10 protein-coding genes and 1 pseudogene are annotated in these 13,663 nt (G+C 61.0%); 1 reads left to right on the forward strand and 10 read right to left on the reverse strand.

The window, feature by feature from the left end:
• Nucleotides 1–150 precede the first annotated feature (150 nt).
• Complete coding sequence (locus B0E49_RS03770; RefSeq protein WP_286137786.1) at nt 151–393, reverse strand: transposase; 243 nt, start codon at nt 391–393, stop codon at nt 151–153.
• A gap of 452 nt (nt 394–845) precedes the next feature.
• Here B0E49_RS03770 and B0E49_RS20805 point away from each other — a divergent pair.
• A pseudogene (locus B0E49_RS20805) lies at nt 846–1,082 on the forward strand (pseudouridine synthase family protein); the annotation flags it as partial.
• A gap of 65 nt (nt 1,083–1,147) precedes the next feature.
• Here B0E49_RS20805 and B0E49_RS03785 read toward each other — a convergent pair.
• The 9 genes from B0E49_RS03785 to B0E49_RS03825 all read right to left on the reverse strand — a co-directional run bounded on the left by B0E49_RS03785 (nt 1,148) and on the right by B0E49_RS03825 (nt 13,545).
• Nucleotides 1,148–3,235 (reverse strand): protein kinase domain-containing protein, encoded by a 2,088-nt coding sequence (locus B0E49_RS03785; protein WP_168174990.1) that lies wholly within the window; start codon nt 3,233–3,235, stop codon nt 1,148–1,150.
• Nucleotides 3,235–4,932, reverse strand: a complete 1,698-nt coding sequence (locus B0E49_RS03790; protein WP_077560652.1) for a response regulator — start codon at nt 4,930–4,932, stop codon at nt 3,235–3,237. The genes B0E49_RS03785 and B0E49_RS03790 overlap by 1 nt, the downstream gene beginning before the upstream one ends.
• Nucleotides 4,929–5,999, reverse strand: coding sequence for a chemotaxis-specific protein-glutamate methyltransferase CheB (cheB, locus tag B0E49_RS03795; protein ID WP_077560653.1), 1,071 nt, complete (start codon nt 5,997–5,999; stop codon nt 4,929–4,931). Before cheB ends, B0E49_RS03790 begins: the two co-directional genes overlap by 4 nt.
• Nucleotides 6,000–6,013: 14 nt before the next feature.
• Nucleotides 6,014–8,326, reverse strand: a complete 2,313-nt coding sequence (locus B0E49_RS03800; RefSeq protein ID WP_077560654.1) for a hybrid sensor histidine kinase/response regulator — start codon at nt 8,324–8,326, stop codon at nt 6,014–6,016.
• A 23-nt stretch (nt 8,327–8,349) separates the two neighbouring features.
• Complete coding sequence (locus B0E49_RS03805; RefSeq protein ID WP_077560655.1) at nt 8,350–10,077, reverse strand: methyl-accepting chemotaxis protein; 1,728 nt, start codon at nt 10,075–10,077, stop codon at nt 8,350–8,352.
• A gap of 28 nt (nt 10,078–10,105) precedes the next feature.
• Nucleotides 10,106–10,654, reverse strand: a complete 549-nt coding sequence (locus tag B0E49_RS03810; RefSeq protein ID WP_286137787.1) for a chemotaxis protein CheW — start codon at nt 10,652–10,654, stop codon at nt 10,106–10,108.
• Nucleotides 10,651–12,111, reverse strand: a complete 1,461-nt coding sequence (locus B0E49_RS03815) for a CheR family methyltransferase (RefSeq protein ID WP_077560657.1) — start codon at nt 12,109–12,111, stop codon at nt 10,651–10,653. Before B0E49_RS03815 ends, B0E49_RS03810 begins: the two co-directional genes overlap by 4 nt.
• Complete coding sequence (locus B0E49_RS03820; RefSeq protein WP_077560658.1) at nt 12,105–12,572, reverse strand: chemotaxis protein CheW; 468 nt, start codon at nt 12,570–12,572, stop codon at nt 12,105–12,107. The genes B0E49_RS03815 and B0E49_RS03820 overlap by 7 nt, the downstream gene beginning before the upstream one ends.
• A gap of 274 nt (nt 12,573–12,846) precedes the next feature.
• Nucleotides 12,847–13,545, reverse strand: coding sequence for a hypothetical protein (locus B0E49_RS03825; protein WP_077560659.1), 699 nt, complete (start codon nt 13,543–13,545; stop codon nt 12,847–12,849).
• Nucleotides 13,546–13,663: the final 118 nt, after the last annotated feature.

Below are 13,663 nucleotides of genomic sequence, written 5' to 3' on the forward strand. Positions count from 1 at the left end.
TCCCCACCCACTACAACCCCCAATTACCGCAGGTAGGCAGTAAATGTGGGTACCCACGCGCTGCATTCAGGCCACTGCGCGATACCGACAATAACTCGCACATCATCGTCGTCGTGTCGGTCCGTCGATGTTGTTCAATCCATGTGTACTTCACATCGACTCCCTGGCAAAGTACGCCGCCGCTTTCTTTAGGATTTCCTTCTCCAGCCGCGACCGGGCGTTCTCCTGTCTCAAGCGGCTCAACTCCGCCTCAATTTCCGCAACCGGCTTTGCCGGCACACACATGAGCAGCGCCTGACCCTTGCGGGCTCGGTACACCCAGTTGGCCAGCGTCTTGCTCAATATCTCCAGCGACCGTGCCATCGCCGAAATTCCTCGCCCGCCATCTATCAATTACTTGACGCCGAGTTACGAAATTCAATCGTGTAAATCCTAGCAGCGCACCCAGGACACTGTGAGGAGGCCGGCTCGAGCCAACGCTTGGGACGGGGGATGCGGGCTTAGAACTCAGTCTTGAGGACGACGAATTTATCCCCGGACTTCTTCTCGGTCATCACCTGGCCCTTGAACATCGGGTGCGGTGGGTAACCGGGCGACGCCGCGGAGATAACTTTCTGGCTCACTTTTGGCGCCGGCGGGCGCGCCACAATCCTCAAGGAAACCTGAAAGCTGGTGCTGCCTTGTTCCGCGCCAACCGACATCGGCTGCATCAATGTAGCCAAGGCAATGAAGATGGTTGAAGCGAAACATCGCTTCGCCCTCAGGCGCTCGCTTCCTCCACCGAACAACTCGCGCGCCTGCGCCACGGCCTGCGCCACGGCCTGCGCCACGGCCTGCGCCACGGCCTGCGCCACGGCCTGAGCCTGGGCGGCCAGCTCCTCAAGTCGGCAAAAGTTGGCTGGCAAAACCCCGAACAGCTGCGCTTTGTGCTGACCGAGTGCAAGAAGCGCCAGATCCGGCGCATATGCGAGCAGGTCGGCCTCAAGGTGGTGGGCCTCAAGCGCATCCGCATCGGGCTCGTACTGCTCGCCAATCTGCCCGTGGGCCAGTGGCACTACCTGGCGCCGCATGAACGGTTTTGAGCGGGCAGCGCGACGCTTCTTGTGCGCCTTCGAAGAACGCGCAGTGGCATGCATGGTTGCTTGTGTCATTCCCCCTGTCGGACCAGCGCCAGATCGCGCAGGAGATCTTGCGCGCGCGCGTAGCGCAGGCCAGGATCTTTAAGCATCAGCTTGTCGACAACAGGCTGCAGCACGGCATGTTCTTTGGGTAGCATAGGCGTTGGCTCACGCGCATGAAGTGCCAGCATCGAAACCAGGGTGTCGGCTTGAAATGGCCGCTGACCCGACAGTAATTCAAACATCACCACCCCCAGACTGTAAAAATCCGTCTGTGGCGTAATCCGCTGGCCACTCACCTGCTCCGGGCTCATGTAGGAAGGCGTACCGATCAGGTCCCCGTGGCGGGTCAGGGCCAGATCCGGGTTGTCGGATTGGAATATGGATTTGGCAATGCCGAAATCCGTCAAGACTATTGAGCCATCGGCGCGCAGCAACAAGTTCTCGGGCTTCAGGTCGCGATGCACCACGCCCAGGTCATGTATCACCGACAACGCGCCAGCGATCTGGGATACCAGCGCGATGACACTTCGTTGGTCCACTGCGCCACCCATCCGGGAACGCAGGTTGCCACGTTCAAAGTACTCCATGGCGGTGTAGGCATGGGTGTCGCTAAATCCCTGTTTGAATATCTTGACGATATTGGGGTGGTCGATTTTTGACAGCAAGGTATATTCTTGGATAAAGCGCGCCATGCGGGCGGCCGATTGACTGCCTGTATTGAGCACCTTCAACACGGTCGGCGTATCGTCCAGTTCATGTACGGCCAGATAGACGTCCGACATCCCGCCGGTCCCGATCCGCCGAAGGATCCGGTACCCCGCCAGGCGCAACGGCGCTTCGGCCCCGGCAAACGAGAGGTGCTTGAGCGCCGCCAGTTTTGACTCAAGGGCTCCCTTGACGGCGCGTGCCACCATCTCGGAGTTTCTTTTGAGGGCAGTTTGAACTTCGTTGGTCTGCTGTCCCAGACTCCCCGTCGTACTGATCGTGTCGTCCATGGAAGTATCCATGCCCCGCACTTCGATCACCTTCACGCCCGTACTTTTGCCTTGAATCTCCAACGACGTCGAGGCCCCAGTCTGCACGTGGGGGCCGGCCTGCTGCAGCACGGTTGCGCTGGCGACAATCAGCCAGCCCAATTGCTTGCTGGCGAACTGAAGCCTTGCCGCTGTATTGACGGCATCGCCTGTCGGTATGGCCTCCTTGCTTTGCAGGGAGTCCGGCCGGCACATCGCGACGTCTCCCGCATGGAGTCCTATTCCCACCGCCACGGGCGGCAGGCCACGATCGGCAAAGCGTCGTTCGAGCTGCCATCGAAACACGCTGGTGGCCAGCACGATGCCCAGCGCCGCCGCCACAGCCCGACCGGCGGCGGGTACGGCTTCGTCCGCGCTGTCGGGGAAAACGGCCATCAAACCGTCACCAAGCTGCCTGAGGTACTGCCCCCCGTTTCGCCGTACAGGTTCGTGAATTCTTTCAAAGTATTCGCTAAGAAGTTCCGCAACTTCCGCCGTCGTGAGCTTCTCCGCCAACGAGGTAAAACCGAGGATGCCCGAAAACAGAACGGTTGCCTGAATCGCTGGTTCCGCCACCGCACCAACGGGTGGTGCAAGCTCGAACTTGCCGAACGAGTTGCCGCCCCCGAGGCTGTCGCTGTAGGCTCGGCGCAAACGTTCTTCCTGCGCCGTCTGTGCCGCCGCGATGGCACCTTGAATGCGAAAGTTTTTCTTGATCAGGCCTTCGAGTGCATTGAGCAACTCGACGTCGGTGAAGGGTTTGACCAAGTAGTCGTCGGCTCCGAGCGTCATGCCCAGACGCATGCTGTCGCGCGTGCCCCGTGTGGTCAACAGCATGACCTGTGTTGAAGCCAGGCCGGTGTCATTGCGAATGGCCTCCAGCAACTGAAAGCCATCCATCTCGGGCATGTTGACATCGGAGATTACGACGTCCGGTTTGATTTGCATCGCCATTTCAAGGCCAAGTCTCCCGTTGGCTGCAGACACGAGGTGAATGCCTTCGAGGGTCAGGCAACGAATGATGCCGTTACGAACGACTTCATCGTCATCGACGACGAGAACCGTGACTATGTTCGATGCCAACTGCTTCGTATGGGTCATCATGATCTCCCTGCGGGTAGCGAAAAGTGGAACACCGCGCCGGCATGGGGCTTGCTCTGCGCCCACACCCGACCGCCATGGCGTGTCACCACTCGGTGCACAATGGCCAGACCGACGCCCGACCCCTCGAATTCCCCGGCGCCGTGCAGGCGCTCGAACACTTCAAACAGCTTGGGGTAATGCTCCATACTGAAGCCCGCGCCGTTGTCCTGAACTGAATAAACGATCTCGCCGCCCTCTGTGCGCCCACTCACCTCGATCTCGGGATTGGGAGATTTGCCACTGTACTTGACGGCATTGGAGAGCAGGTTCATCCACACTTGCCGAAGCAAGCCGGGGTCTGCGCTCGCCGGTGGCAGCGGGCCCACTGAAAGCCTGGGTGTTTTGCCCACCGGATACCCCTGGAGCACTTCCTGGACGACGCCATGGACCAGCTGATTCATGTCCAGATCAGCGCTGGCGATGGTCTGCTGGGAGCATCGGGAGAAGGCGAGCAGGTCGTAGATCAGTTGGCTCATTAACTTGACGTTGCTGCGGATCGTGGACAGATACTCAAGCCCAGTCTGGTCCAGCTGGCCGGCATACCTTTTCTCGAGCAGGCCGACATAGCCACCGATCACGCTCAGCGGTGAGCGAAGATCGTGTGAGGCAGAGTAGCTGAAGCTCTCCAGATCCTTGTTGACGGCTTCAAGATGCTTCGCGCGTTCCTGGAGTTCGGTGTTCAGTTTCCGTATTTCCCGTTCCATCTCCCTTTGCTCGGTCACATCCTCGGAGATTCCCAGCAGATGCCCTGGCCGCCCAAGGCCGTCGGGCACCAGGACCTTCTTGGTGTGAAGCATTCGTATGCCCTTGTCACGGGTCTGCACCGCTTCCTCGCGGATGTCCAGAGCCGTACCGTGCGTCAGCACTTCCCGGTCCTGCGCGGTGAAGTGGTCGGCCAGTTCCCTTGGATAGATGTCACGGTCGCGTTTGCCCACCACGGCGTCGCGCGCGTGGCCGAGCAAGGCTTCGCCCGCGCGGTTCCAGCGGACATATCGCAAATCCACGGCGTCCTTGATGAACACCAGGTTGGGCATGTTCTCGATCACGGAGTCGAGAAAGAGATTCGCCGCCGCGACCTCGGCCGAGCGCCGCTCCAGCGTATCCCGGATTTGCCCGAGTTCCTTGTTGCGCTGTATCGCTGCGTCGTAAGTGGATAGCAGCAGGTTGAGGATCTGCAGCCGGCCGGCCGTGATGTAGTGTCGCTGGCCATTGAAAAAGATCTCCACCCCCATGCCTGAATTTTCAGTCGCACCGAACTCGTGATTGAGCAGCATGTACTGCACGCGCCCGAGCAAATACCGCTCCTCATACGGTTTGAGAATAAAACCGTCGGCACCACATGCCAGTCCGCGGATCACGTCGTCGGGGTCGGACATCGTGGTCACGAGAATCACCGGAATCCTGGCAAGAGCGGGGTCGGCCTTGAAGCGCCGGGTGAGATCGTAGCCGTCCATCTCCGGCATCACCACGTCGCTGATGAGCAGCCCGGGCCGAAATTGCGCCGCCTCCGCCAGCGCCAGCCGGCCGTTGCCGACGACTCGCACTTCGTATCCCTGTTGTTCAAGAAAATACCGTAGTCGCTGGGCCTGCGTCGGGCTGTCTTCTGCAATTAGAATTTTTGCCAGAACGATGGATTGGCGATCGGACGAACTCATGATTTCTCCTCCTTCGCTACTCTCGATTTGCCGACAGATGAAACAAGTGCCTGGGCAATCTGGTCTGCGGGCAGCACATGCGTCGCGCCCCCCAGCGCAATGGCCTGACCGGGCATGCCGTGCACGATCGAGCTGGCCCGGTCCTGTGCAATCGTCCGGGCTCCCCGATCCTTCATGAGCTTGAGTTCGGCTGCGCCGTCCTTGCCCATCCCGGTGAGCAGCACGCCGAGCGCGTTCGCACCGCGCACTTCAGCCAGCGATCGGAACAAAAACGCCACCGCGGGCCTGAGTCCGCTTTCGGTCGGCTCGCTGGCAAGAATGATGCGGCCGCTGGCATCAATTCCCATATGGAAGTCGTCCGGCGCCAGATAGACGTGGCCGGGCATCGGCAGCGTGCCGTGCGAGCCGACCTGCACTGGCAAGCGGGTGCTTTGTTTCAGCCATGCGGCCATGCCGGACAGGAACCCCGGTGCGATGTGCTGCACCACGAGAATCGGTACGGGAAAGTCGTGCGGCAGTCCCGACAGGATGGTTTGCAGCGCCGGCGGTCCTCCCGTGGAGGCGCCGATACCGATGATGTTCACGCTGGCTTTCGCTGGGCGTCCCTGAGAGGACACTGCCGGCGACGGCGCAGCGCTGGCCCGTGGCCTCGGTCGGCGCCGCACGACCTTGACTTCTGACATCAGCTTCACCGTCTGCAGGAGTTTGCCAGCCACCGCTTCAACATTGGAATGGCCGCGATCGGTTGGCTTCTCTATGCAGGCGATCGCCCCCGCCGCCAGTGACCGAAATACCGTGTCGCTTGCCAGCGCGCTGCAGATGACGATCGGTACGGGCCTTGTTTCCATGATGCGCTTTGTCGTCTCGAAACCATCCAGCCCCGGCATGTGAATGTCCATCAGGACGACATCGGGCATGCTGCCGTCAAGGTAATCGATGGCAGACTGGCCATCCGCGACGGCGCGGATCACACGGATCTTTGGGTCGGATTCGAGCAGGCGAGCGAGGAACATGCGCGTGGACGCGGAGTTCTCCACCAGCAGCACGTCAATCTTGCCTTCAGCCATGGTGGGTTCGCCCTTCAAACAAGCCGCTGGACGGCTTCGAGGAGATTGCCCTGCTCGAAGCCGCTCTTGACAATGTATGCGTTGGCCCCCACGTCGACCCCGCGTTCCCGGTCCTCCCTGGTGTCCAGCGCCGTCACGAGTACCACCGGCAGATCGGAGAGCTTCGGGTCGGATCGGATCCGCGCCGTCAGGTCGAATCCATTCAGACGCGGCATTTCCACATCGGACACCAGCAGATCGAAGTGCTCGGTACGCAACCGGGAAAACGCATCCAGCCCATCCACCGCGGTCTTGACGATATGGCCTGCAGATTCCAATATGGCCTTGAGCAGCATCCTCGAAGTGATCGAATCCTCGGCGATGAGAATCGAACGGGTCGCGATGCCGGGACGGCTCGCCACGGCGGCCGCGCGCACTTTTGCGGAGCCCGGTTTGGAGGCGGATATGAGCAGGTCGGATACGTTGAGAATCGGCGCCACCTGCCCACTGCCGAGCACCGTGGCAGCGGCAATATTGCGCACCCGTGACAGGGGCTTGCGCAGTGGCTTGACCAGGACTTCCTGCTCGTCAAGAACGGCATCGACAGTGAATGCAACGAGAGCGTCGCCGGCGCCAAGAATCAGGACGGATGCTCCGCCGGCATGAACGGCCGGGTCGCGCTCCACGGACGGCAGCTCCAGTACATCGGCCATTTGCAGCAGCGGCACCGCGCGCCCCTCATACGAAATGGTCTCGTGCCCCTCGATGGCTTGGATATCGACGGGTTTGACGCGGATCGCGCGCTCCACTTGGGCGGTCGGCACGACCATCAACCGTCCTGCCACCACCACGACAATGCCCCGAAACGCTGCCCGCGTTGCCGGAAGGAGCATCCGGAACGTCGTCCCCCGGCCCGCGCTGCTTTCAACCGAGACTTCCCCTCCCAGTTTTTCGGCCTTCTCTCGCACAATGGGCAACCCGAGTCCGCGACCGGACAATTGCGAGACGGTTGGACTGGTTGACACATCGGACAGGAAAATCAGCGCCTGCGCGGCCGAATCGTCGAGTTGACAGGCCTCGCCTGGGGACAGCAGGCTGCGCCGCAGCGCCGACTCCTTCACTTTAGCAAGGTCGATGCCTGCACCGTCATCGGACAGAGATAGCTGCACTTTGTTGCCGTCGAGCCGCGACACAATGAGCGTGATGGCGGCCCTGGACGGCTTGCCGAGCCGGGTCCGCTCACCCGGTAACTCGATGCCGTGATCGATACTGTTGCGCAGCAGGTGGACGAGCGGATCTTTCATCTCCTCAAGAATGCGTTTGTCGATCTCGACGTCTTCGCCGTGGATCGTCAGATCGGCTTCCTTGCCCTGATCGCGGCACAGATCGCGCACCAGTTTCGGGAACGAGGCCGAGATCGTGGCAAATGGCAGCAGTAGCAATTCCTTCGCGTGCTCAAGCAAATCATCCGCCAGCTTACCGACGGCATGCCGGTCCTGCTCGGCCGCCCTGACGAGCGCACCCGTCTTGCGCTCGAGCCATTTGAGCGTGTCCAGACTGGCATCGAAAAAGTCAAGCAGGCGCGGCAACGCCGAATGCGCGTGCAGGCTCGCCTCGCCAGCGCCGCCCTCTCGCGCGTGACGCAGCACTCGCGCGTCCGGCTCGACCGCCAGCCAGGTTTTGCGCCAGACTTCAAATCGCCCGGCCAATTTGCGCAATTCCGCCTCCTGCTGACTGGCCGCGAGTTTTGCGGTAAGCATTTCCTCGGCTTCGAGCAATTGCGACTCCAGTTTCGCCACCGCGACGCGGACAGTTTCCTTGGGAGCGGACCCGCCACCTTCACGCGCGGCAACGAACACAGGCTCGGCCGGGGAGTCCCCCGATAGCGCCGGGCTTGCGTAAACAGCGCCCGGCGCAGCAGGAGCAGGAGGGGAAACAAGAGAGGGAGAAAATTCGAGTTGGCTCAGTGACTGCCGCAGCGACGACGCAAGGGCCGGGGCAACCATGCCGCGCGCTTCGGCGGGTGCCGCAAGGCTCGAACCAATGGCGTCCAGCGTGCGGTGCAGCGTGTCCCGTGCCATGGGAGGCGGCGTGCTGTTCTGCCGGCGCCATGAGGCGAACACGCTTTCGATGGACTGGCACAGCATCTCAATCGCCGTAAGGTCGACCGCCTTTGCGGCCCCCTTCAGGCTGTGGGCGGCGCGGAACATCGCCTCCACGATTTCGCTCCGCGCCCGTGGCGCAGATGTCCTGTCGAGCGCCATTAAGCCGTTCGAAATGGACTGCAGGTGCTCATCCGCTTCGACCTTGAAAGTTGCCCGCAATTGCCGTAGGAATTCGTCGTCCATGGTGCCGGTGCATTACTGCTTGGCTAAAGCTGGTATTGCGTGGTCAGTTGCTTCATCCGCTGACCGAGCTCATTGAGGTTGCGCGCGGCACTATCGAGTTGTTTCGCACTGGCCACGTTCTGGAGGCTCGCTTGCTTGATATCCTCCATCGCACCGGCGACCTGGTCCACACCCACCAATTGCTGCTGGCTGGAGGCCGCGATCTGGATCGCTGATTGGGCGGCCTCGTTCACGCTGGCGGCCAAATCCTGGATTGCAGCGCCTACCACCTCATTCTGCCGGGCTCCGGTTTCCACCGATTTGCTGCCCTCTTCCGTCGCCATGGCGGCGCCGACGCTGGCCTTGTGAATATCGCCCAGGATGGTGCGCACCTGGTTGGTCGCCTGGCGCGATTGCTCTGCCAGACTCTTGACCTCCTGCGCAACCACACCGAAACCCTTGCCGTGCTCGCCCGCCCTCGCCGCCTCAATCGCCGCATTCACAGCCAGCAGGTTCGACTGTGTAGCGAGCTCTTCGACGGTCGCAATGATCTGGCCGATCGCCTGGGTTTGCTCGGACAGTCTCACCATGCTCGCCGAGATCAGTTCCATCTGCAGGCGAATGCGGTTCATGCCGGCCGCGGCGTCGTCCAGCGACTTGCGTCGATCCTGGGATATCTGCACCGCCTTCTGCGCGTCGTCGGAAATCAGCTTGGCTTTCTGGCTGGCGACATGTGCGGTCTGCCGTACTTCTTCCACCGTGGTGGTGGTCTCGCTCACGGCCGCAGCGGATTGGCTGGCACTCGCAGCCAGCTGGCTGGTGGAGGTGGCAATTTCGCTGGCGACCGAACCCAGAACGTTGGCACCTTCCACCAATTGGTGAATTTGGGCACGAAGGTTTTCCGTCATCCGAGCAAACGCATTGCCAAGCACATCCTCGGGGGATTGGGGTTTGACAGTTGAACGCAGGTCACCTGTCGCAATCTGCCCCGCCGCGGCGGCCATGGTCCGCAGTGACTGTGTCATGCGGTCGAACGCGCGCGCCAGCGCTCCCACTTCGTCACTGCGATCGCTTGGCGGCAATTGCCCGCTCAGATCGCCAACGGTAATTCGTTCGACCACGGTGGTAAGGCGCTGCAGCGGCCGCGCAATATTGCGCGTGATCAGGAAGCCCGCCAGCAGGGCGAGCGCGAGTGCGATGAGCGTACCCAGCGCAATGATCGATTTCGCCGTCCGGGCAGTGGCGTTCGCCTCGTCTACTCGTTGCTGGAGCAAACCTTGCTCCTCGCTTTGCATCTGACCGATGAGGCTTCCGATTTCGTCGTTCATTGCCTTGCCGTTGCCGCTCCTGACGCGCTCAATAGCGGCTTTCTGTCCCTGGGTCCGGTAGATTTCAACCGTTTTCCTGGCATAGTCCAGGCGAGTTTTGATGAGCGATTCCAGGACGCCCAGGCGCTGCTGCTGGCGTGGATCGTCGAGGGTCAGGCTGCGCAGCTCCTCAAGGATCGGAGCGACCTTGTCGGCTGCGGCGCGCGACTCTTCGAGAAAACGCTCCTGGTCACTGAGGTAGTAGCTGCGATTGCCAAGCTCCACCTCCCGTAACAACGACAGTGGCTGCGCCAGTTGAGCCAGCACCCGATAAGAGTGTCCACGCCAGTTTGACGCCTCGATCAGATGAATCGTTCCACGGTAGGAAACGGCACCGACAACGACAAAAATCGTCAACGCCAGACCGAAGCCAGTGGCAATTTTGGTTCCTACATTCCATTTCATTGCGCCGCTCTCCCTTGAGTATTGATGTTCAGTTCTTCACTTCCTCGTGGACCAGTATGGCGGGGTCCGCCAGAATGCGGCTCAGGTCCAGCACCAGAATGCCTTCGGCGGCAACGCCCATCAGGTATCCGGCACCGATCTCGCTGAGCGTCGCAGGCGCGGGCTGCAGGCTCTCCAGTGCAAGGCTTCGCACCCCCATGCGCATGTCGGCCAGCAGGCCAAATTCGAGACCGTTGCCGTTGACAACGATAACGCGATGCAGGTCGGTCAAACCCTGCTCGGGCAAGCCAAAGAATTTCCTGAGGTCCAACACCGGTACGATGCGGCCACGCACATTCACAATACCTAACACAATCGGCGGCGTGCAAGGCAGCGGCGTCAGATTTTTCAGCGGATGGACTTCGCGCACGTAGCGGGTTTCGATCGCGTAGCGTTCCATGGCCAGGCGGAATTGCAGCACCTCCACTGAAGCCTGTGGCGCCAGCTCTCTCTCTGGCGGACGGGCCAGTGCTTGCGCGCGGGCACGCAAAATTCGCAAGACGTCAGGTTGGGGCGGCATCAGTCCAGTGCTCTTCATGATGCCATCATTGAGTTCGTGAGCGAGGCGAGGGTCTCGGCGAGACGGCCGGCCGTGAGGCCGTCTGCTTCGGGTAGTGGATCGTCCGCCCGGAAAGCGCGCAGCAAATGCTGCACGTTGGAAAAATGCTTGACGGCCTCCGCGTTCTTGCCGCAGCGACGCGCGAGGTTGCCCAGCGCAAAATGTGCCAGCACGAAGCCATAATCGAGATAGACGGCCCGTTGCAACGATGCACGCGCGCGCTGCGCATCGCCTTGCTCCAGCACCACCATGGCATGCAGGTAGTGGCCGGCGGGGTCAACTTTATCGGCCGCGATCCAGCGCTTGCACCACGTCAGTGCATCAGCCAGCCGGCCCTGGTTGGCCAGGGCGCGCGTCAGCAGCGAAAGTGCCGCCGGCGCCGTCTGACGATCCCTACAGGTGGCCAGCAGCGTGTCTGCAGCTTGCGCATAGTGGCCTTGCCGGTACAGCGTTTGTGCCGTGGCCAGCACGTCGAGCGTTGCCTGTGTCTTCGCCAGTGCCGGTTGCAGCGCCGCTGCCTCCCGATGGGCTGCCGGCGCTGCCGACCCTGTGCGTGGCGACGACTCGTTGATCGAGGGAAGCACCGGCGCATTGCCTTTCCGGAACAGGATTGCGTCGGGAAAGTTGACGCTGACGAACCGTGGAAACAGGGCCTTCGAGGTTTCGCTGGGACCTACCGCCAGCCATCCGCCTTCGACCAGCGCGCGGCTCAGGCGGCAGATGACTCTGTCGACCTGGGAGGGTGTGAAGTACATCAGCACGTTGCGGCAAAAGATGATGTCCAGTGCGTTGGTGTTGATCGCCGGCAGGGGATTGTCATTCTCCACCAGGTTCAAATGCGTGAAGGTGACCAGCTTTCTGATTTCGGGGATGATCGCGTAGCGACCTTCTGCGGTGCGCTTGAAATAGCGTTGCTTGAGCCAGGGCGGCGCATTGCGGAATGACCACTCGCTGTAACTGCCGGCCGTCGCCTTGCGCAGAAAGTGTGGATTGATATCTGTCGCCATGATGCTCACCTGCCAGTCCCGCGGATCGGGCAACAACTGATGCAGCAGCATCGCCAGCGTATACGGCTCTTCGCCGCTACTGCACGCCGAGCTCCAGATGCGCAGCCGCTGATCGCGGCCGCGCCGGGAGCGGATCAGTTCCGGCAGAATGGTGTGGGCGAGCGCATTCAGCGTTTTCTGGTCGCGGAAAAAGTACGTCTCGCCGATCGTGAGGTGGCTTGCGAGTACCTGAATCTGCTCCGTGCTGGGCGGCACTGACAGTGTCCAGTCAACGTACTTTGCAGCATCCTCGAAGCCGGACTCCCGCGCCGCGCCTGCCAGGCCGCGCTTCAGTTCCTCCCACCGTTCCGGCGGGAAGCTAAGGCCCATCGTCCGGGCGATGTGCGCGCTAAGTTTCGACCGCGTGGCTGCCGAGACCTGGCTCAGCATGGCCCAGCCCGATCCAGCGCCACGTCCAGGGTGCTGGCATCTTGCAGCGAAAGGAATTTATCCAGGTCGTGGATCAGCATCAACCCGTCGTCAAGCTTGATCACTCCCTGGAGCTGGTCCTGGCCTGGCATGAACAGGCTCACAGGGACGATCGTGGCTTGCTCGCACCTGATCACTCCCAAAGCTTCATCCACGACCAGTGCCACCACTCGTCGGCAGCTACGCGCGATGACAAACTGATCCGAAACCCTGATGGGCCGCTCCGGCAACTGGAACCGGCGCCGAACATTCAACACTGGAATGACATCGCCCTGAAAATCGATGACACCGAGGACGATGCCCGGCGCATTCGGCAGCGGCATGACCTGTACAGCAAATACTACGCGACGGACGACGGACAGCAGCAACGCATGGCGTTGGCCCTCCAGTGAAAATCCGACCAACTCCACCAATCCGTTCATACGCTCATACGTTTAACACGTTGTTTCGATGTATGGTAGCGTACAAACGAGCGGTCGTGGGAGAAACGCAAAAACGCAACGGATGCGTCCAAAAGCCTAGCAGCTCCCGGTGGTCCGAATCGCCAGCCGCAGAAGCAACCTCGTCATCAAGCAAGACAACCTCAGCCTGAACCCGACCATCCACCGCACGTCCAAGGCCTCAGGTCGGGCGCCGTTTGCGCATGACACAGTGCCTTTACAAGGATCCGATCAACCAGCGATGTGGAAATGTCGACTACGTACGGGAACCGAGCTTGCGTTTGTCGATGGTCAGCCCGTTCAGGGCCGACTGGCAAGCGCGTGTGAAGATGGCAGCCGCATGTTGCAGTGTCGGTAGATCTGATGGCGCATATTCCATACGCAAATAGACCTTGCCGCGCAACAGCATCAGCATGAAGGGTGTGGTGACCCGAGGTGCGGGCTCAGGCCAATGCAACAGTAGGTTGGATAGTGCCGGCTCCAGCCAGACGATGGCATCGTCACGCCGCGATGCCAGCACCGAATATTGGCTCCAGAACGCGGGAGTCATGCTGCCCCATCCAACTTCCTGGTACATGGCCAGCCAGCGCATCTCCTCGGTCAGCAGTGGGTCGACAGATGTTTGCAGCATGTTGGTATAGATCCGATAGGCTTTCTTTTCGAGGCTCTCTTTCAGCGGACGGTTGAAGACCAATACCGACACCTCTCCATCAAGATCTAGTTCCGCGCGGGCACGCAACTCCTCGTCGCGGACGAAATCGCGCGACGGGGTCCCACATTCAATCTTCCAGGCCTTACCGGCGATAGTGCTGGTCAGTGAAAATCCTGATCCATCACCCCGTTCGCTAAAGGCTAGGCCCTGCCGCAGTGCCCATTCGGAGACCGCGGCGCGGGCCGACCGGCGGCCTGGCTTGGAGGGCGCCCGAAACAGCCCTCGTTTAACCCGTTCAAACATGAAGCCCTAGCCCCCCCTAAAAGCGCATTATTCAATCAATCCCAATCATGCGATAGTTCATGAGTGAAGTTTTTTTCCTGGTCCACCGCCAACGGCCACAAGGTTCAGGTCGAATCGG

It is taken from the genome of Polaromonas sp. C04 (assembly GCF_002002705.1).
GTDB lineage: Bacteria > Pseudomonadota > Gammaproteobacteria > Burkholderiales > Burkholderiaceae_C > Rhodoferax_A.